Genomic DNA, 18,368 nt, shown 5'->3' with positions numbered 1-18,368 from the left:
TAAAATTTTAAATTTATCAAAACCTCTAAGGAAAAAATGCAAACTTTTTTAGTAGATGAAAATTCAAGGCTTGATGTATTTTTGGCTAAAAAATTAAACCAAAGTCGCAATCAAGTTGCTTTACTTATAGAAAAAGATTGTGTACAGGTTAATGATAAAATTCAAGATAAAAATTCATTTAAGCTTAAAAATGGTGATATTGTTTCTATTGCAAGTTTAAAGCTTTGCAATGAGATAAAACCTCAGTTTGAAGTGGATTTTGATATTGATGTGTTATACGAAGATGAAGACTTGCTTGTTTTAAATAAACCTTCAAATTTAGTCGTTCATGGAGCAAGTAGCGTTAAAAATGCCACTTTGGTGGATTGGTTAATAGAAAAAAAATATACTTTATCAAATTTAGGAGGAGAGATAAGAGCTGGTCTTGTCCATAGATTAGATAAAGATACAAGCGGATCTATACTAATAGCGAAAAATAATTTCACCCATCAAAAATTAAGTGAACAGCTTGCAGATAAAAGCATGGGAAGAATTTACCTTGCGTTAATTGATTTGCCACTAAAAGAAGATAAAATTATAGTAGAAAAATTTTTAATGCGTTCGCCTTCTAATGCTATTAAAAAAATAGCCATAGATAAGGAAAATAAATTCAGCAAAAACGCAAAATCAGCTTTTATAAATGTAGTAAAAACTGAAAATTTAACTTTGATGGCTGCTAAGCTTTTTACAGGAAGAACTCATCAAATTAGAGCGCATTTGGCTAGTTTAAATCGCTATATTTTAGGTGATAGTTTGTATGGTTATAAGGGTAAGTATGATTGTAGGATAATGTTACATGCTTATTTTTTGTATTTTATCCATCCAAAAACCAAAGAACAAATTTTTGTTAAAGCACCTTTGATGGAAGATTTTAAAAATATTATGTTTGAACAAATTAATTTAGGAGAGAATGATGAAAAGATTTCGCTTGAGTTTTTACTTGAGTTTTTTAACTCTTTTGCTTAGCGCTTGTAGTGTTTCGCAAATGAATTCGCTAGCTTCAAGTAAAGAGCCTGCTGTAAATGAAAGCTTGCCAAAGGTTGAAAGTTTAAAAAGTCTTAGTGATATGAGTAATATTGCTTTTGAATGGGAGCCTTTATATAATGAAAATATTAAAGGATTTTATTTGTATCGTTCTAGTGATGAAAATCCTGATTTTAAACTTGTAGGCACTATTAAAGATAAGTTTCAAACTCATTATGTAGATACTAAATTAGAGCCTGGTACTAAGTATCGTTATATGATGAAAAGCTTTAATGAGCAAGGACAAATTTCAGAAGATGGCAAGGTTATAGAAGTGAGCACAGCTCCAAGACTTGAAGCTGTTCCTTTTGTTCAAGCTGTGACTAATTTGCCTAATCGTATTAAACTTATTTGGCGTCCGCATCCTGATTTTAGGGTTGATTCTTATATTATTGAAAGAACCAAAGGTGATGATAAAGAATTTAAAAAAATTGCAGAAGTAAAAAATCGTTTAAACGCTGAATACATCGATAGTGATTTAAAGCCTAATGAAAATTCAAGTTATAGAATTATTGCTGTGAGTTTTAATGGGATAAAGAGTGGGTCAAGTCAAGTTGTAAGTTCTACAAGCAAGGCTTTACCTCCTCAAGTTGAGCATTTAAGTGCTAGCACAGATGGTTCTAGTAAAATCATTTTAACTTGGGATGCTCCTACGTATGAAGATTTTTCTTATTATAAAGTTTATTCTACGAGCTCAAGCTTCCTTCCTTTTAGTGTTTTGGCAAAGACTGATAAAAATTCTTATGAGGATATAGTAGAAGGAGCAGGTAAAAGCAAGTATTATAAAGTAACAATGGTGGATAAAGATGGTCTTGAAAGTCCTATGCCAAAAGATGGTGTAGAAGGTAAAACTTTAGGCAACCCTTTGGCTCCTAGTATTATTTTGGCTCAAAGCACAAGCGAAGGGATAAATTTAGAATGGAGTGATAATGATACTAGAGCTGTTGAGTATGAAGTAAGACGCTATGGCGGGGAGCAAAATGCAGTTTTTAAAGGCATTAAAGAAAAGCGACTAAAAGATGTAAAAGCTTTGCCAGGGGTGGAATATAGTTATGAAGTTATTGCTATTGATTCAGCCGGGCTTCGTTCAGAACCTTCAAACAAAGTTAAGGCGGCTCAGTAGTGCCAAATTTTAAAAGCAAAAAGATCAAAGAAATAAATCTGCCTTGTAGCAAGGATGATGTTGAATTTCTTTGGCTTGCTAAGAATGATAATGTTAGTCTTATTTATACAAAGGTTCAAGAAGAGAGTTTTTTTCTGCAGATTAAAAAAGCACAAAATGGTTTTGTGATTAAAGGCGATAAACATACAAAACCTTCTAAAATAGGTTATTTGCAAAAGGCTTTAAAAATCTTTAAAGAAGGTTTTTGTGAGGATATTATCAATGAAGCTTTTGGACTTAAAAACAATGCTTTAATTGAAAAAACACCATTTATCGTTGATAATTTTGATGAGCTTTTGTCTAAGCTTCAAGGTAAAATTTATATAGAAATAGGCTTTGGATCAGGAAGACATTTGCTTTATCAAGCAAAAGAAAATCCAAATGTTTTAATTTTAGGGGTGGAAATTTACAACCCAGCTTTAACTCAAGTGGCTAAACTTGCTAAAGCACAAAATGTAAATAATATTTTGCTAATCCAAAGTGATGCAAGATTGTTATTGAGTGTATTAAAATCAAAATCAGTTGAAAAGATTTTTTTACATTTTCCTGTTCCTTGGGACAAAAAGCCTCATAGGCGAGTTATTGGGAAAGATTTTTGCAAAGAATGTGCTAGGGTTTTAACCCAAAATGGTCGTTTTGAACTTAGAACAGATAGTTTTGAGTATTTTAATTTTACTCTAGAACAATTTTTGACTTTTCCTGTTCCAAAATTTAGTCTTAGAAAAAATGAAAATTTAGAAATTTCAAGCAAATATGAAGATAGATGGAAAAAGCAAGAAAAAAATATATATGATCTTTGGGTGTGGAATTTTAACCAAGAGTGTAGAAACTATGAGTTAAATGAATTTAATCTCTCATCGGTTGAATTTTCTAAAGAAGATTTGAAAAAAATAGAGCAGAACTTTAAAAATATTACTATAAAAAAAGATGATTTTTTCTTGCATTTTGAAAGCATCTACAAACAAGATGAGAATTTGCTTTTAAAGGTTGCTTTTGGAGCTTTTAATAAGCCTGAACATTGTTATTTGCATCTTGATAAAACGATTGATTTTGCTTTTAAAGAGCCATTTAAAATTCAAGAAAATATTAAAGCGATAAATGAATTAAAAGAAATTTTAAAAGTTCAGTTTAAAATATAATTTTTCTTGAAAATTAAGCAAAAATAAAGCATAATTTAAAAATTTAAAAAGGGAAATTAAGGAAAAAGGATGCCTAATTTAATCCAAGCAAATAAACTTACTTTAGGTTATGATGAACTAGTTATTAAAGAAGCGAGTTTTGCTTTTAAGGATGATGATTTTGTTTTTATTACGGGTAAAAGTGGGAGTGGTAAGAGTACGCTTTTAAAGTCTTTTTATGGAGATTTAGAACCTATTTCTGGTAAACTTGAAGTATGTGGATCTTTGATGAATAAAATTGGAAATTTAGAACTTTTAAAATTACGTCAAAGAATAGGGATTATTTTTCAAGATTATAAACTTGTACAAGAATATAGTGTTGAAAAAAATGTTATGTTGCCTTTAATGATTAAAGGTTATAGCAAAAAAGTATGCCATGATCAAGCTACTAAGCTTTTAAAGCATGTAAATTTAACTTTTAAAGCAGATAAATTGCCTAATCAACTTAGCGGTGGTGAGCAACAACGCGTCGCTATGGCTAGGGCTTTAGCTCATAATCCAAAGCTTTTGCTTTGCGATGAGCCAACGGGAAATTTGGACGAGTATTCTTCTGATATTATATGGACTCTTTTAAAGTCTGCTAGAGAGCTTTTAGGAACTTGTGTTATAGTGGTAACACATAGAATTCCTAGTAATTTAAGAGTGGATTATCGTCGTTTTAATATAGAAAATGGAAAAATGAATGAAATTTTTTAAAACACATTTATCTTTAATTTTATCTTTACTTTTTATGATGTTTGCTTTTGAATTTATTTTGATTACAAATGCAACTTTGAAGCATTATGAAGAACTTGTTAATAAAGATTATAATATTATAGTTGTCAGCAAAACTGAACTTGATCAGAATGTAGTAAAAACAAAAGTACCATTTTTTGCTGGACTTGAATCTTTAGATCCTAAGGATTTAATTGATCGTTTGAAAAATGATGTTTCTGAAAAGAATTTGAAAGTTTTAAAAGATTCTCTGCCAAAATTTTATACTTTAAAATTAAATTCTTTACCCGATCAAAATGAACTAAATTCGATTAAAAATCAACTTTTAAATATTGTAGGTGTTAGTAAGGTTGAAACTTTTTCCAAAACCCATGATAAGATATACTCTTTGCTTATTTTGATGAAATTTGTTTTTTGGTTATTTTTGTTTATCATTATTTTACTTGCCTTTGTTTTGTTTTTAAAACAGATGAGAATTTGGCTTTATGAACATACCGATCGTATTGAAATTATGTGTTTATTTGGAGCTCCGTTTTGGTTTAGATCTTTTATGCTTTATAAGGTGGTTGTGGTTGATTGTTTTATTGCTTTTGTTATTTTACTTGCCTTTTTTACCCAAATTTTTGATCTTTCTATTATCCAAGAAAGTTTAAAGGCTGTAGATATTATTTTTCCACCTATTAATTTTATTTTACATTTGACTTTAATTTTTTTAGCTACTTTGTTTATTTGCTTGTTGTGTGTAAATACGGTTATGTTTAAGGTTAAAAGATGAGAAAAAATATTCTTATCTTTTTTTGTTTTTTTTTGTTTGTTGATATAAGTTTAGCAAACGCTATAAATGAAAAAACAAAAAGTTTAGAAGAAAATAAACGCATACAAGAACAGTTAAATAAAAAACTTGAAGATTTGGCTAGCGATATTTTAAATGGTGAAAAAAGTTTGAAAGATCTAAGTTTGCAAATTGAAAGCTTAAATTCACAAACTTCTAAGCTTGAAGCAAGTGCTAAGGCTCAAAATCAAGAGTTAAACATCCTTACAAGCCAAAATGAAGATTTGCTTAAAAGTAAATCAAATATGGAAGGTAAGCTTATATCTTTAATGGCTAAAGATTTTGCTTATGATTTACCTATCCCTCAAGGCTATATTGAAAGTGAAGAAAGTTTTATGGCTTTTGAAATTTTAGGAAGTTTAAACAAAGTTTTAAATGAAGAAATTTTTAAAATTTCTAAAGATTATGAGGGAGTAAGCAGGCTTATTGATGATAAACAAGCTCAGATTAAGAAAATCAATGAAAGTCTTAAGGATTACAACGCTCAATTAGCCAAGCTTCAAAGTTTAAAACAAAAACAAATTAGCGAAATTAATAAACAAAAAACAGATCGAGCTATATATGTAAAAAAACTCGATGATTTGCAAGCTCAGCAAGAAGAGCTTAGAAAAACATTAAATCAATTAAAAATTATTAATGATAAAGAAGATGCAAATTCAAACAAAAATGATACTAAAATAGTAAAAAATAATCAAAAAATAAGACAATTAGGTTCAAGCTATCAAGGAAGTTCAGTCAAGCGTTACACAGGAAAAAAAACCATAGCTCCATTGGATTCTTTTACTGTGAAGCAAAAATTTGGAAATTATGTTGATCCTGTTTACAATCTTAAAATTTTTAACGAGAATGTAGTTTTAAGAAGCAATAAAAGCGATGCAGTTGTTAAAAATGTGCTAGATGGAAAAATAGTTTTTGCTAAAGATACTAGTATGCTAGCTCGAGTTGTTATTGTTGAACATGATAATGGCATACATACAATATACGCACATTTAGATAAGATTGCTCCTAATATTAAAGTTGGTAAGAATATTAAAAAAGGTGCCGTAGTGGGTAGAATAAAAAATGATCTTACTTTTGAAGTAACTCAAAAAAATTTTCATATCAATCCTTTGGAACTCATTAGCTTAAATTAGCTAAATTTAATGGAATTTAAAATATAATTTCAAGTTAAATAAGGAGAAATAATGCAAGAGAGAAAAAGAGTTTTGGTAAAATTTTCAGGAGAGGCTTTAGCAGGTGAAAATGGCTTTGGTATAGAAAATTCTATTTTAAAATTCATAGCTTCAGAGATTAAAGAACTTATAAAAAATCAAATAGAAGTAGGCATAGTTATAGGCGGTGGTAATATTATTCGCGGAGTAAGTGCTGCTAAGGGCGGATTGATTAAAAGGACAAGTGGAGATCATATGGGGATGCTTGCTACGGTTATCAATGCTATTGCTATACAAGAAGCTTTGGAAAGCTCTGGACTTGAAGTTAGGGTTCAAAGCGCCATTCAGATGGAAGCATTTTGTGAAACTTATATTATGAGAAGAGCGCAAAGACACTTAGAAAAGGGTCGTGTTGTGGTTTTTGCTGCAGGTACTGGAAACCCTTATTTTACTACGGATACAACAGCTATTTTAAGAGCTGTAGAAATTGATGCAGATATGGTAATAAAAGCTACAAAAGTTAATGGAGTTTATGATAAAGATCCAAAACAATTTGATGATGCAGTATTTTTAAATACTTTGAGTTATGATGAGGCTATGCAAGATAATATTAAAGTGATGGATGATACAGCTATAGCTTTAGCTAAAGATAACAAACTTCCTATTGTGGTTTGTAATATGTTTGAAGAGGGTAATTTACTTAAAATCATACAAGGTGATACTAGCCTTTGTTCAACCGTTAAAAATAATTAAGGAGAAAATTATGGATAAAAGAATAGAAGAAGTAGCGGCAAAAGCTTTGGAAAAAATGGGTAATGATAGATATCGCCTTTCTTTAGTGGTAGCAAAAAGAGCGGAACAATTGGCAAATGGAGCAACCCCTTTGGTAGACTTTGATAAAAATAAAAATAAACTTGCAGATATAGCTTTATATGAAATTGCAGAAAATAAAATCACTTTAGAGGGTTTAGTTGAAACCAATCGATGAAGAATTATTGCTTGAACAATTAATCGATAATGTAAAAAATTGTAAAGATTTAGAAGCTGCTAAGGTTTTGCTTTTCGAAATTTGTGGCCATGATGCCATTCTTGAAAAAGCGGTAGATTACTGTATATTTTGCCATGAAGGGCAGTTTAGAAAAAGTGGAGAGCCTTATGCGGTACATCCTATTTTAGTAGCAACACTGGTTGGATTTTTAAGTGAAAATAAAAGCAATATTTTAGCTGCTTTATTGCATGATGTGATCGAAGATACAAACTGCACCGAAGAAGAACTTAGAGAGCAGTTTGGTTCTGAGGTTTTAAAACTTGTTTTAGGACTTACTAAAATTATAGAAATTAGAGAAGATAATCTCATTTCATCAAAATCTAAAAAAAGTTTAACTAAATCAGCCTTGACTTTCAGAAATATGCTTTTAGCAAGTATTGAAGATGTTGGGGTTTTGATTGTGAAGCTATGCGATAGGCTGCATAATATGCTTACTCTTGATATTCTAAGAGAAGATAAGCAAAAAAGAATCAGCGAAGAAACTTTAGTTGTATATGCCCCAATAGCCCATAGACTTGGTATTTCAAGCATAAAAAATTATTTGGAAGATCTTAGTTTTAAATATCTTATGCCAGATGAGTATAAGCTTATTGACAATTATATCAACTCTAATAATCAAGAAATGCAACTAGGTTTAAATGAATTTATTTCCAAAATCGAACTTTTATTTTTGAGCAATGGTTTTAGACAAGGTAGTTTTGAAATTCAAAAACGCATTAAACATAGCTATTCTATTTATCTTAAAATGCAAAGAAAAGGTATTGGTATTGAAGAAGTTCTTGATTTACTTGGGGTAAGAATTTTGGTTGAAAAAGTAAGTGATTGTTACTTAGCTTTGGGAATTTTACATACACATTTTAATCCCTTGGTTTCGCGTTTTAAGGATTATATAGCCTTGCCTAAACAAAATGGTTATCAAACTATACATACCACACTTTTTGATGCTAAAAGTATTATAGAGGCACAAATTCGAACTTTTGATATGCATAAAATTGCGGAATTTGGTATAGCAGCTCATTGGAAATATAAAGAAGATGGCAGCGTGGTTGCGCCTCGTCTTGATTGGCTTACAGATATTTCAATGCAAAGTATAAACAATCTTGAAAATGCAGAATATTATAATGCTATTGAGCTTTATGAATATGCTAAAGATAGTCTTTATGTTGAAGATGTCGCAGTTTATTCTCCTAAGGGAGAAATTTTCACTTTGCCTCGTGGTGCAACGGTTCTTGATTTTGCTTATGAAGTGCATACCAAAGTAGGGCTTCATGCAAAAAGTGCTTATGTAAATCGTATTAAAGTGCCTTTGTTAACCGAGCTTAAAAATGGCGATATTGTGCGAGTGGTTACTAGCAATGATAAATTTTATCGCTGTTCTTGGATAGATAGTGTTAAAACAGGAAAAGCAAAAGCAAGTATAAGGGAATTTTGCAAGCAAAAAATCAGAGAGATTAATTTAGCAAGCTCTATTAATATGTTAAGTTTTATTTTTGGAGTTGATAAAAACAGAATTGAAACTTGGATAGAAAAAGAAAATTTAGCCAGACGTATTAGACAAGTAGCAACAGATAGTGCTTATTTGAAAGATATAGTTAATGGTCTTAAAAAATACGCCAAGAAGTCATATTGGTTTGATAAATATGAGATTAAAGAACAAAAAATAGGAAATTTTACTTTATATTGTAACCATAAAATCGCTAATGTGGATTTTGATTTTTGCTGCCATCCAAAAAGAGGTGATGCTGTTTTAGCTTTTGTTAAAGGTGGTAACGCTATTGTCCATCATAAGCTTTGCGATAGAGCTGATAAAATGATAGATAATAATCAAGATATGGTATTTATAAAATGGGATTCTAACATCCCTAAATCTTATAAATTGATTTTTTCTTTGGAAAATAAAAAAGGTGTTTTAGCGGAATTTTTGGCATTTTTAGCTAAAATGCAGATAAATCTATTAACAATTAATTTATCAAGTGATTTAAATTCGGCGGTAGATTATTTTGAGATTACAATGGAAATTCCTGATAATATCAATCCAGATAGTGTCAAGGATAGGTTAAAATCTCGTTGTAAAATTTTAGATTTTACATCTTTAAATGATGCTTATAAAGAAGGTTAAAAAGGTTTATTATGGATATAAAAAAAATATTAGCAGAAGTTAAGCGTGGTTGTGCAGAGCTTATTGATGAAGAAAGAATAGAAAATTTAATTAAAAATTATTATGAAAAGGGTGAAAATTTCTTTATAAAGGCAGGGTTTGATCCTACAGCGCCTGATTTACATTTAGGCCATAGCGTGGTTTTAACAAAAATGGCTTTTTTGCAAAAACATGGAGCTATTGTGCAGTTTTTGATTGGAGATTTTACAGGACAAATTGGCGATCCAAGTGGAAAAAGTGCAACGCGTAAAAAGCTGGATAAAGAGCAAGTTTTAATCAATGCTAAAACTTATGAAACGCAGGTTTTTAAGGTTTTGGATAAAGAAAAAACACAGATTAAGTTTAATTCTACTTGGCTTAATGAACTTGGAGCCGCGGGTATAGTAGAGCTTACTTCAACTTTTAGTGTAGCTAGAATGCTTGAGCGTGACGATTTTACCAAGAGATTTAAAGAGCAAAGTCCTATTTCGATTTGTGAGTTTTTATATCCCTTACTTCAAGGATATGATAGTGTGGCTTTAAAAAGCGATATTGAAATGGGTGGAACGGATCAAAAATTTAATCTTTTGATGGGAAGACAGCTTCAAAGAGTTTATAACATAGGAAAAGAACAAGCTGTGATTATGATGCCCTTACTCGAAGGTTTAGACGGTGTAAACAAAATGAGTAAGAGTTTAAATAATTACATTGGTGTTACAGAAAAAGCTAATGATATGTATGCTAAAATTTTAAGTATTAGTGATGAATTGATGTTTAGATATTATGAACTTTTAAGTCAAAAAAGTCTAGAAGAAATTGCGCAAATAAAAAAAGATATAGAACAAGGCAATTTACATCCTAAAAAAGCTAAAGAAAATTTAGCTTTAGAGATTACAGAGCGTTTTCACTCCAAAGAAGAGGCTAATAATGCTAAGTCTGAATTTGATAGAATTCATTCTCAAAATGCTTTGCCAAGTGATATGGCTGAGTTTGAAATACAAGGAAAAATTTGGCTTGCTAAGGCTTTGGTTGAATGTGGTTTGGAAAGTTCTACTTCTGCGGCAAGAAGAAGCATCAGTGCTAATGCAGTAAGTGTAAATTCTCAAAAAGTTAGCGACGAGCAAATGTATTTAGAACAAGGAGAATACATCTTACAAATAGGTAAAAGAAAATTTGCAAAATTAAAGGTAAAAGAATGAATTTACAACCCTTACAAATAGGAAAACATACTATAAAATATCCCATTTTTCAAGGAGGAATGGGACTAGGCATAAGCTGGGATAGATTAGCTTCTGCAGTTTCTTTAAATGGTGGACTTGGGATTATTTCTTCTGTGGGAACAGGATATTATGAAGAAAGAAAGTATGCAAGTAAAGAATTAAACGCTAAGCCTTATGGAAGTGAAAATTTTTACTCACGCAAGGGTTTGCAAGCTTTGATTAATAATGCAAGAAAAGTTTGTGGCGATGCACCTTTGGGGTGTAATATCTTATGTGCAAGTAATGATTATGCAAGAATAGCACGCGATGCTTGTGAGGTTGGTTTTAATGTGATTGTTTCAGGCGCTGGACTTCCTACAAATTTACCTGAATTTACTGCAGATTTTCCTGATGTGGCTTTAGTGCCTATCATTTCATCTGCAAAGGCTTTAAAAATTATTTGCAAAAGATGGCAAAGCCGTTACAATCGCTTACCTGATGCAGTGGTTTTAGAAGGGCCAAAAAGTGGAGGTCATCAAGGTTTTACTTATGAGCAGTGCTTAGATCCGAATTGTCAGCTAGAAAAATTAATCGCTCCTGTGGTAGAAGAGGCTAAAAATTGGGGGTCTTTTCCCGTGATTGCTGCAGGTGGAATTTGGGATAAAAAAGATATAGAAAATGCTATTTCTTTAGGGGCTAGTGGTGTTCAAATGGGAACGCGTTTCATAGGAACTTTTGAATGTGATGCGAGTGAAGAGTTTAAAAGCGTTTTGCTAGCTTCTAAAGAAGAAGATATAGAGCTTATTAAATCTCCTGTGGGCTATCCTGCTCGTGGAGTTAGAACCAATCTTTTAAATTTAGTAGATAAAAGAATGGGTCCAAAGATTAATTGTATAAGCAATTGTGTAGCGCCTTGTGGACGTGGAAAAGAGGCGACTAAAGTAGGGTATTGTATAGCAGATAGGCTTTTTGATGCGTGGTCAGGCAAAAAAGAAACAGGACTTTTCTTTACAGGTGCAAATGGATATCGTTTAGATAAGCTTATCAGTGTTAAAGAACTTATGGAAAAATTGGTTAATGGTGAATAATGGCTAAAATTTTTGTATTTTTAGTATTTGCTTTCACAACTCTTTTTGGAGCTTATGAAAATGAACTTGCAAATTTTGATAAAAATTTTATCGGTTCTAAAAGTGAAGTGCAAGTAAAATTTCACCATCAGCTCAAAAGCCTTTATATACAAAGTGTTATTCATGAAGATGAAAAAACTAAAATTGAAATTTTAAAAAGATTGATCATCAGTTCAAATACTTTAAATTTAGATGACAAGTCATATGCTAATGAGTTAAAAGAAAGTGGTATAAGTGAAGCAAGTATTAATGCTTTAAGAAAGGCTGTTATTAAAGATATTAAGGTTCAAAATATTTCTCAAGACACTGAAAAAACAACTTTTGAACCTATAAAAACAGTTCAAAAAAATGAAAAAAAATCATCTAACGAACAAATAAAAAATACAGAAAAAACAAATTCTAAAACTTCGCAAGCACCAAAGAGCAGTATCGTTTCTAAAGCAAAAAGCGATGATAAAATTTATGTTTTAAAGTCAAGTAAAACAAACCAAGGTGTAGAGTTTGAACTAAATGCAGATTTGGATAAGGATCAATTAAAAAGTTTTGCTTTAGACGAAAAAGGAAACTATCGTTTTATTAGTGATTTTGATGGGGTTTTAGAAGGGAGTAAAAAAGAGTTTAAATTTGATGACTATCGTTTAGTGATTTCACAATTTAATCCCAAAACCATACGCATAGTGGTTTATGCTAAAGAAAAAATTCCTATTGATATATCTTTTAAAGAAGAAAAAATAATTTTTTCAAAAGAAACTACTAGCCAAAAAAAGACTGGGCAAGTTAGTAAAATTTCAGAGAAAAAGCAAGATCAAAAAACAGAAATTAAAACCAAAGTTTTAGAAACAAAAAAACAAGATAAAAAAACCAATAATGAAAAAGAAAATCAAGAACCTTTATATGTTTTAGATGTGGATAAAATTTCTAATGCTGTGGTGTTAAATTTAAGCGATGATTTAGATGAAAAAGAAATAGCAGTATTTGATACCAAAGATCAAAAATTCCGATATGTTGTAAGTTTTAAAGGTGTGTTAGAAGGTAATAGAAAAAGCTTTACCTTTGGACAAAATACAATTGTCGTTACGCAATATAATCCAAAAACCGTTCGTGTGGTTTTGAGTGCTCCTAAAGAATTTAAACTTTTAAAGGAGTTGGATAATAATAATCTCACTTTAGGTTTTTATATACAAACTACAAATCAAAATGCAAACAAAAAAGCAACTCAAAGTTCTAGTAAAACTTTAAATACAAATTACAAATCAGGAAAGCTTGTGGTTATCGATGCGGGGCATGGTGGAAAAGATAGCGGTGCTTTAAGTGATAAAAAAGGAAGTTTAAAAGAAAAAGATATAGTTTTAAGTACGGCTTTAAAACTTGGAAATGAACTTAAAAAACGCGGTTATAAAGTGCTTTATACTAGAAGTTCGGATAAATTTATCAATCTTCGTGATAGAACCAAATATGCCAATGATAAAAGAGCGGATTTGTTTATTTCTATACATGCTAACGCAGCACCAAATGCCACAAAAGCCAAAAGTAGCGAAGGCGTGGAAACTTTCTTTTTAAGTCCTGCAAGAAGTGAAAGAAGTAAAAAGGCAGCAGAAAAAGAAAATCAAGGGGATTTTGAAGAGATTAATTATTTCTCAAAACAAAGTATTTTAAATTTCTTAAATCGTGAAAAAATCGTTGCTTCAAATAAACTAGCCATTGATGTACAAAAAAATATACTCACTCAAACACGCAAAAAGTATAAAATTGTAGATGGCGGTGTAAGAGAAGCACCTTTTTGGGTTTTAGTAGGTGCGCAAATGCCTGCAATTTTGATTGAAATTGGCTATATTACACATCCAAATGAAGGCAAAAGAATCGCCAATAAAGCTTTTCAAGATTTATTGGTTAAGGGTATTGCCGATGGAGTTGAGAGTTATTTTTATAACAACCGATGAAAAAAGCTAAGCTAATTTTTAAGGATAATACTCCTTTTTCTTTGGATTTTGATGATTTTTATTTTAATTCCAAAGATGGCTTAAATGAAAGCAAATTTGTTTACACTCATTCTTTTGAATGGAAAAATCAAGAAAATTTTATTATCGCAGAGAGTGGTTTTGGTATAGGTTTAAATTTTTTTCTTACTTTGAAACGCTTTTTAGAAACTATCCCTTCTAAGCGTCCTAAAAAACTTTTTTATATTAGCGTAGAAGCTTTTTATATCGAAAAAGAACAATTAAGAGAAATTTATCAAAAACTAGAATTTTATGAAGAGTTTAAAGAGCTTTTAGAACAATTTTTAAAATTTTATCCTAAGGCTAAAGAAGGAATTTATCGTTTTTATTTTGAAGATTGTTTTTTAGATCTTGTTTTTGAAGATATAGCTGTTTTAAAAGAATTGGATTTTAAAGCTGATGTTTGGTATTTAGATGGATTTTCTCCAAATAAAAACTTGCAAATGTTTGATGAAAATTTAATCTTTGAAGTGGCAAGACTTTCTAAAAAAAATACACAAATTTGCACCTTTTCTTCGGCAAGTTTTTTGCAAAAAAATTTAAAAAAATATGGTTTTAGAGTAGAAAAAACCAAAGGTTTTAGAAAAAGAGAAATGATTAAAGCTTATTTGGAAAATGAGCTTGAGTTTAAAGACAAAGAAGCGTATTTTTCAAGAACATTTTCATCTTTAAAAAATAAAAAAGTAGCTATTATTGGTGCAGGTATATCAAGTGCTGTTTTAGCTTATGAGCTTAGTTTAAGAGGTTTTGAAATAGATATTTTTGAAAAACATTTAGAATTAGGCAAGGGTGCAAGTGGAAATGAAAGTGGAATTTTAAGCTCTTTAATCTTAAAGCCTAAGGTAAATTTAGGGGAGTTTTCAGAGCTTTCTTTTATAGAGGCAAGTCGTTTTTATAGACAAATTTTAGATTTAGAATTTAAGGGTGTGGTGGAGTTTGCACATAATGATTTAATGCAAGAAAGATTTGACACGCAAAGAGAAAATGTTTTGTTTAAAATTTCAAAAAATCAAGCTTTTTTAGAAGAGGGTGGAGTGATTTTTCCAAAAAAATTGGTTAAAAATCTTTTTGAAAAAAGCAAAGCTTGTATATATTTTAATCATGAATTTCAAGCTTATAAATTTGAAAATGGGTGTTTTAGTTTAAAATTTAAAAATGATGTTGTTAAAAGTGATTATGCGGTTTTGATTTATGCTATGGGTGCAGATGCAAAAGACTTTGTTTTTTATGATGAGATGAAATTAAGCAAAGTAAGAGGTCAAGTTACACATCTAAAACCTTTTTTAGATACCCCATTTCCTTTATCTTCTAAGGCTTATATTTGCCCTGTAAAAGATGATTTGCAAGTAATTGGTGCAAGTTATGATAGGCTTAATGCAAGTTTAGAATCAAAAGAAGAAGATGATAAACAAAATATAGAAAATATAGCCGATTTTATGGATAAAAATACAAAATTAGAAATCATAGGTTCTAAAGTAGGTTTTAGATCTTATTCGAGTGATCGCTTTATGATAGTTGGAAATGCTTATGATGAAGCGTTTTATAAAGAAAAATATAAAGCTTTATTATGGACAAAAAATAAGGAGCAAAAACCAGCTAAAATGTCTTGTAATTTGTATTTTAATTTTGCTCATGGGTCAAGGGGTTTTAGTACAAGTGTTTTAGCGGCAAGGTATTTGTGTGCATTGATAAATAATGAACCCTTGTGTTTAGAAAAAAAATACATCCACGCTATTCATCCTGCAAGATTTTTGATTCGCAAACTTAAAAAAGGCTTATGATTAAGCTTTAATTAAGAGTGATGCTAATATTTGCTTATGATAGTAAGTTTTTAACTTTATTTTAACTTCCTTTATTTTATTATTATAGAGAATAAATTTCATGTTACAAAGGAAATATAATGATTGATTATCATCAAATAGAGTCGCGTTTATCGACTCTTGAAAAACTTCCTTCTTTGAAAGACAATGATAGTATTACAAAAGCATTAGAAAAGTCAGGTTTTTCTAGAAGGGATTTTATGAAATGGGCAGGTGCTATGACGGCATTTTTGGCTTTGCCAGCGAGTTTTACTCCTATGGTGGCAAAAGCTGCTGAGCTTGCTGATAGGCTTCCTGTTGTGTGGCTTCATATGGCTGAGTGTACAGGCTGTAGTGAGAGTTTGTTAAGAAGTGATACTCCAACGATTGATAGTTTGATTTTTGATTATATTTCTTTAGAATATCACGAAACAGTGATGGCTGCAGCAGGTTGGCAAGCTGAAGAAAATTTAGAAAATGCCATTCAAAAGCATAAAAATAAATACATTTTAATGGTTGAAGGTGGTATCCCTATGGGTGATACGGAGCATTTTTTAACCATAGGTGCACATGGAAAAACAGGCTATGAGCTTTCAAAAATGGCAAGTGAAAATGCTTTGGCGATTTTTGCTATAGGAACCTGTTCTAGCTTTGGAGGAATTCAAGCCGCAAGACCAAATCCTAGCAACGCGCAGCCTTTAAGCAAAGTAACAAGTAAAACTGTGATCAATGTTCCAGGCTGTCCTCCAAGTGAAAAAAATATAGTGGGTAATGTACTTCATTATTTATTATTTGGTGAGTTACCAGCACTTGATGTGTATAATAGACCAAAATGGGCTTATGGTTTAAGAATTCATGATCTTTGTGAAAGACGCGGACATTTTGATGCGGGTGAATTTGTACATGCTTTTGGAGATGAAGGAGCAAAACAAGGTTTTTGTCTTTATAAAGTAGGTTGTAAAGGACCTTATACTTTTAATAACTGCTCAAGAGAGAGATTTAACCAGCACACTTCTTGGCCTATTCAAGCAGGGCATGGTTGTATAGGTTGTTCTGAGCCTAATTTTTGGGATACTATGGGACCTTTTGAAGAGCCTATGGCTAGTCGTAAATTTGATACTGTTTTTGGTTTGGGTGCGGATAGTGTTTCAGATAAAATCGGTATAGGTGTGCTTACACTCACAGGCGTTGCTATAGCAGCACACGCAGTTATATCTTCCATGCAAAAAGATAAGGAATAAAAATGAGTCAAAAAATAATCGTAGATCCTATTACAAGAATTGAAGGGCATTTAAGAGTTGAAGTTGTTGTTGATGATAACAATGTGGTAAAAGAAGCTTATGCGGGCTCTACTTTGTGGCGTGGTATTGAAACCATAGTAAAAGGGCGTGATCCAAGAGATGCGGGTTTTATGACGCAAAGAATTTGCGGAGTTTGTACTTTTTCACATTATAAAGCAGGTATAGTTGCTGTTGAAAATGCTTTAGGTATTACTCCGCCTTTAAATGCGCTTTTAACAAGAACTTTAATGAATGCGGCTTTATTTTTACACGATCATATTGTGCATTTTTATCAACTTCATGGGCTTGATTGGGCTGATGTGGTAAGTGCTTTAAGTGCTGATGTTAAAAAAGCAAGCGATGAAGCTTTTAAATACACTTCAAATCCTTATGCAACAGGTGCAGATAAACTTCTTGAAGTGCAACAAAGACTTAAAACTTTTGTAGATAAAGGAAATTTAGGACCTTTTGCTAATGCGTACTATGGTCATCCAACTTATCGTTTAACTCCTGAGCAAAATTTAATCGTTCTTTCTCACTATCTAGAATGTTTAAGAATTCAAAGAATCATTGCTCAATGTATGGCGATTTTTGGAGCTAAAAATCCACATCCACAAAGCTTAACCGTTGGTGGTGTAACTTGCGTTATGGATTTACTTGATCCTGCAAGAATGGGTGAATATATGGTTAAATTCCAAGAAGTGCAAGACTTTGTTAATCGTGCGTATTATCCTGATCTTGTGATGGCAGGAAAAGCTTATGCACATGAAGCAAGTGTTTTAAATGATATAGGGGTAAATAATCTTTACACCTTTAAAGAATTTCAAATCGGAAGAGATGAATGGCTTTTTGAAAGTGGTATTATCAAAAATGGAGATTTAAGCAAGGTTTATGAAGTAGAAGAAGATAAGATTACTGAAGAGGCAACTCATTCTTGGTATGCAGACAATGAACCTTTACATCCTTATGACGGCAAAACAAATCCAAATTATACAGGACTTGTAGATGGGGAAAGCGTAGATCATCATGGAAATCATGTTCATTCTAAAGTGTTTGATACTAAGGGTAAATATAGTTGGATTAAAGCTCCACGCTATGAAGGAAACCCTATGCAAGTAGGACCTTTAGCAAATATCGTTGTAAATTATGCTAAAGGTAATCAAAATGTTGTTCCTGTAGTAGATGAGTTCTTAAAAGAAACAGGACTTCCTTTAAATGCTGTATTTAGTACACTTGGAAGAACAGCTGCTCGTTGTATTGAAGCAAAAATCGTTGCAAACAATGCTTTAAAAGCGTTTAATAATTTAGTTGAAAATTTAAAAGTAGACCAGAGTACTTGTGCTCCTTATGTGATCGATAATTCTAAAGAATACAAAGGACGCTATATGGGGCATGTGCCACGCGGAACATTAAGCCATTGGTGTAGAATTAAAAATGGTGTTATTGAAAATTGGCAAGCTGTGGTGCCTTCTACTTGGAATGCAAGTCCAAAAGACGCAAATGGCGTAGGCGGAAGTTATGAGCAATGTTTGATAGGACTTAAAATCGCTGATGTAAAACAACCACTTGAAATCATTAGAAAAATTCACTCTTATGATCCTTGTATTGCTTGTGCGGTGCATGTAATGGATACTAAGGGCAATAATCTAAGTGAATATAAAGTGAATGTCAATTTATAAGGA

The 18,368-nt window shown here is 31.2% G+C and carries 15 protein-coding genes; all 15 read left to right on the top strand.

The features are described 5' to 3' along the window. Window positions 1-36 precede the first annotated feature (36 nt). The 15 genes from FBF22_RS06210 to FBF22_RS06140 all read left to right on the top strand — a co-directional run bounded on the left by FBF22_RS06210 (window position 37) and on the right by FBF22_RS06140 (window position 18,365). Window positions 37-1,005: an RluA family pseudouridine synthase gene (locus FBF22_RS06210; RefSeq protein ID WP_002869673.1), complete on the top strand. Its 969-nt coding sequence runs from the start codon at window positions 37-39 to the stop codon at window positions 1,003-1,005. Beyond that, window positions 950-2,185 carry a fibronectin type III domain-containing protein gene (locus tag FBF22_RS06205; protein ID WP_079264879.1) on the top strand — a complete coding sequence of 412 codons (1,236 nt, stop codon included), beginning with the start codon at window positions 950-952 and terminating at the stop codon, window positions 2,183-2,185. The genes FBF22_RS06210 and FBF22_RS06205 overlap by 56 nt, the downstream gene beginning before the upstream one ends. Then, window positions 2,185-3,363, top strand: coding sequence for a tRNA (guanosine(46)-N7)-methyltransferase TrmB (gene trmB, locus FBF22_RS06200; RefSeq protein WP_002884351.1), 1,179 nt, complete (start codon window positions 2,185-2,187; stop codon window positions 3,361-3,363). Before FBF22_RS06205 ends, trmB begins: the two co-directional genes overlap by 1 nt. A gap of 69 nt (window positions 3,364-3,432) precedes the next feature. After that, window positions 3,433-4,098: an ABC transporter ATP-binding protein gene (locus FBF22_RS06195; RefSeq protein ID WP_002853534.1), complete on the top strand. Its 666-nt coding sequence runs from the start codon at window positions 3,433-3,435 to the stop codon at window positions 4,096-4,098. After that, entirely contained in the window at window positions 4,085-4,891 is an 807-nt protein-coding gene (locus FBF22_RS06190) for an FtsX-like permease family protein (RefSeq protein WP_002861969.1), read from the top strand. Before FBF22_RS06195 ends, FBF22_RS06190 begins: the two co-directional genes overlap by 14 nt. Then, window positions 4,888-6,081, top strand: coding sequence for a M23 family metallopeptidase (locus FBF22_RS06185; protein ID WP_002884353.1), 1,194 nt, complete (start codon window positions 4,888-4,890; stop codon window positions 6,079-6,081). The genes FBF22_RS06190 and FBF22_RS06185 overlap by 4 nt, the downstream gene beginning before the upstream one ends. A 51-nt stretch (window positions 6,082-6,132) precedes the next feature. Continuing rightward, window positions 6,133-6,852 (top strand): UMP kinase, encoded by a 720-nt coding sequence (pyrH, locus tag FBF22_RS06180; RefSeq protein WP_002858454.1) that lies wholly within the window; start codon window positions 6,133-6,135, stop codon window positions 6,850-6,852. Window positions 6,853-6,862: 10 nt separating this feature from the next. Further along, window positions 6,863-7,087, top strand: a complete 225-nt coding sequence (locus FBF22_RS06175; protein WP_002853464.1) for a DNA-directed RNA polymerase subunit omega — start codon at window positions 6,863-6,865, stop codon at window positions 7,085-7,087. Continuing rightward, window positions 7,071-9,266 (top strand): bifunctional (p)ppGpp synthetase/guanosine-3',5'-bis(diphosphate) 3'-pyrophosphohydrolase, encoded by a 2,196-nt coding sequence (locus FBF22_RS06170; protein WP_002884356.1) that lies wholly within the window; start codon window positions 7,071-7,073, stop codon window positions 9,264-9,266. The genes FBF22_RS06175 and FBF22_RS06170 overlap by 17 nt, the downstream gene beginning before the upstream one ends. 11 nt (window positions 9,267-9,277) lie before the next feature. Then, window positions 9,278-10,483 (top strand): tyrosine--tRNA ligase, encoded by a 1,206-nt coding sequence (gene tyrS / locus FBF22_RS06165; RefSeq protein ID WP_002853870.1) that lies wholly within the window; start codon window positions 9,278-9,280, stop codon window positions 10,481-10,483. Continuing rightward, window positions 10,480-11,571, top strand: coding sequence for a nitronate monooxygenase family protein (locus FBF22_RS06160; protein ID WP_165433226.1), 1,092 nt, complete (start codon window positions 10,480-10,482; stop codon window positions 11,569-11,571). The genes tyrS and FBF22_RS06160 overlap by 4 nt, the downstream gene beginning before the upstream one ends. After that, on the top strand, window positions 11,571-13,550 hold the full coding sequence (locus FBF22_RS06155; protein ID WP_002884360.1) for an N-acetylmuramoyl-L-alanine amidase: 1,980 nt from the start codon (window positions 11,571-11,573) through the stop codon (window positions 13,548-13,550). The genes FBF22_RS06160 and FBF22_RS06155 overlap by 1 nt, the downstream gene beginning before the upstream one ends. After that, complete coding sequence (mnmC, locus tag FBF22_RS06150; RefSeq protein ID WP_002871659.1) at window positions 13,547-15,388, top strand: bifunctional tRNA (5-methylaminomethyl-2-thiouridine)(34)-methyltransferase MnmD/FAD-dependent 5-carboxymethylaminomethyl-2-thiouridine(34) oxidoreductase MnmC; 1,842 nt, start codon at window positions 13,547-13,549, stop codon at window positions 15,386-15,388. Before FBF22_RS06155 ends, mnmC begins: the two co-directional genes overlap by 4 nt. 119 nt (window positions 15,389-15,507) lie before the next feature. Then, a complete protein-coding gene (locus FBF22_RS06145) occupies window positions 15,508-16,647 on the top strand; it encodes a hydrogenase small subunit (RefSeq protein WP_002854042.1) in 1,140 nt (379 codons plus the stop codon). A gap of 2 nt (window positions 16,648-16,649) precedes the next feature. Beyond that, window positions 16,650-18,365: a nickel-dependent hydrogenase large subunit gene (locus tag FBF22_RS06140; RefSeq protein WP_002869667.1), complete on the top strand. Its 1,716-nt coding sequence runs from the start codon at window positions 16,650-16,652 to the stop codon at window positions 18,363-18,365. Window positions 18,366-18,368: the final 3 nt, after the last annotated feature.

The sequence above is a fragment of the Campylobacter sp. CFSAN093260 genome (assembly GCF_012890095.1).
In the GTDB taxonomy this organism is placed as follows: domain Bacteria; phylum Campylobacterota; class Campylobacteria; order Campylobacterales; family Campylobacteraceae; genus Campylobacter_D; species Campylobacter_D jejuni.
The sequence above is the reverse complement of the archived record's forward strand: the minus strand, read 5'-3'. Positions and strand labels throughout refer to the sequence as shown.

Coding starts and splice junctions, on each gene's coding strand:
- FBF22_RS06205 (WP_079264879.1), top strand. CDS start 950: ATGATGAAAAGATTTCGCTTGAGTTTTTACTTGAGTTTTTTAACTCTT.
- FBF22_RS06140 (WP_002869667.1), top strand. CDS start 16,650: ATGAGTCAAAAAATAATCGTAGATCCTATTACAAGAATTGAAGGGCAT.
- FBF22_RS06210 (WP_002869673.1), top strand. CDS start 37: ATGCAAACTTTTTTAGTAGATGAAAATTCAAGGCTTGATGTATTTTTG.
- FBF22_RS06190 (WP_002861969.1), top strand. CDS start 4,085: ATGAAATTTTTTAAAACACATTTATCTTTAATTTTATCTTTACTTTTT.
- FBF22_RS06145 (WP_002854042.1), top strand. CDS start 15,508: ATGATTGATTATCATCAAATAGAGTCGCGTTTATCGACTCTTGAAAAA.
- FBF22_RS06195 (WP_002853534.1), top strand. CDS start 3,433: ATGCCTAATTTAATCCAAGCAAATAAACTTACTTTAGGTTATGATGAA.
- FBF22_RS06175 (WP_002853464.1), top strand. CDS start 6,863: ATGGATAAAAGAATAGAAGAAGTAGCGGCAAAAGCTTTGGAAAAAATG.
- tyrS (WP_002853870.1), top strand. CDS start 9,278: ATGGATATAAAAAAAATATTAGCAGAAGTTAAGCGTGGTTGTGCAGAG.
- FBF22_RS06155 (WP_002884360.1), top strand. CDS start 11,571: ATGGCTAAAATTTTTGTATTTTTAGTATTTGCTTTCACAACTCTTTTT.
- FBF22_RS06160 (WP_165433226.1), top strand. CDS start 10,480: ATGAATTTACAACCCTTACAAATAGGAAAACATACTATAAAATATCCC.
- FBF22_RS06185 (WP_002884353.1), top strand. CDS start 4,888: ATGAGAAAAAATATTCTTATCTTTTTTTGTTTTTTTTTGTTTGTTGAT.
- mnmC (WP_002871659.1), top strand. CDS start 13,547: ATGAAAAAAGCTAAGCTAATTTTTAAGGATAATACTCCTTTTTCTTTG.
- pyrH (WP_002858454.1), top strand. CDS start 6,133: ATGCAAGAGAGAAAAAGAGTTTTGGTAAAATTTTCAGGAGAGGCTTTA.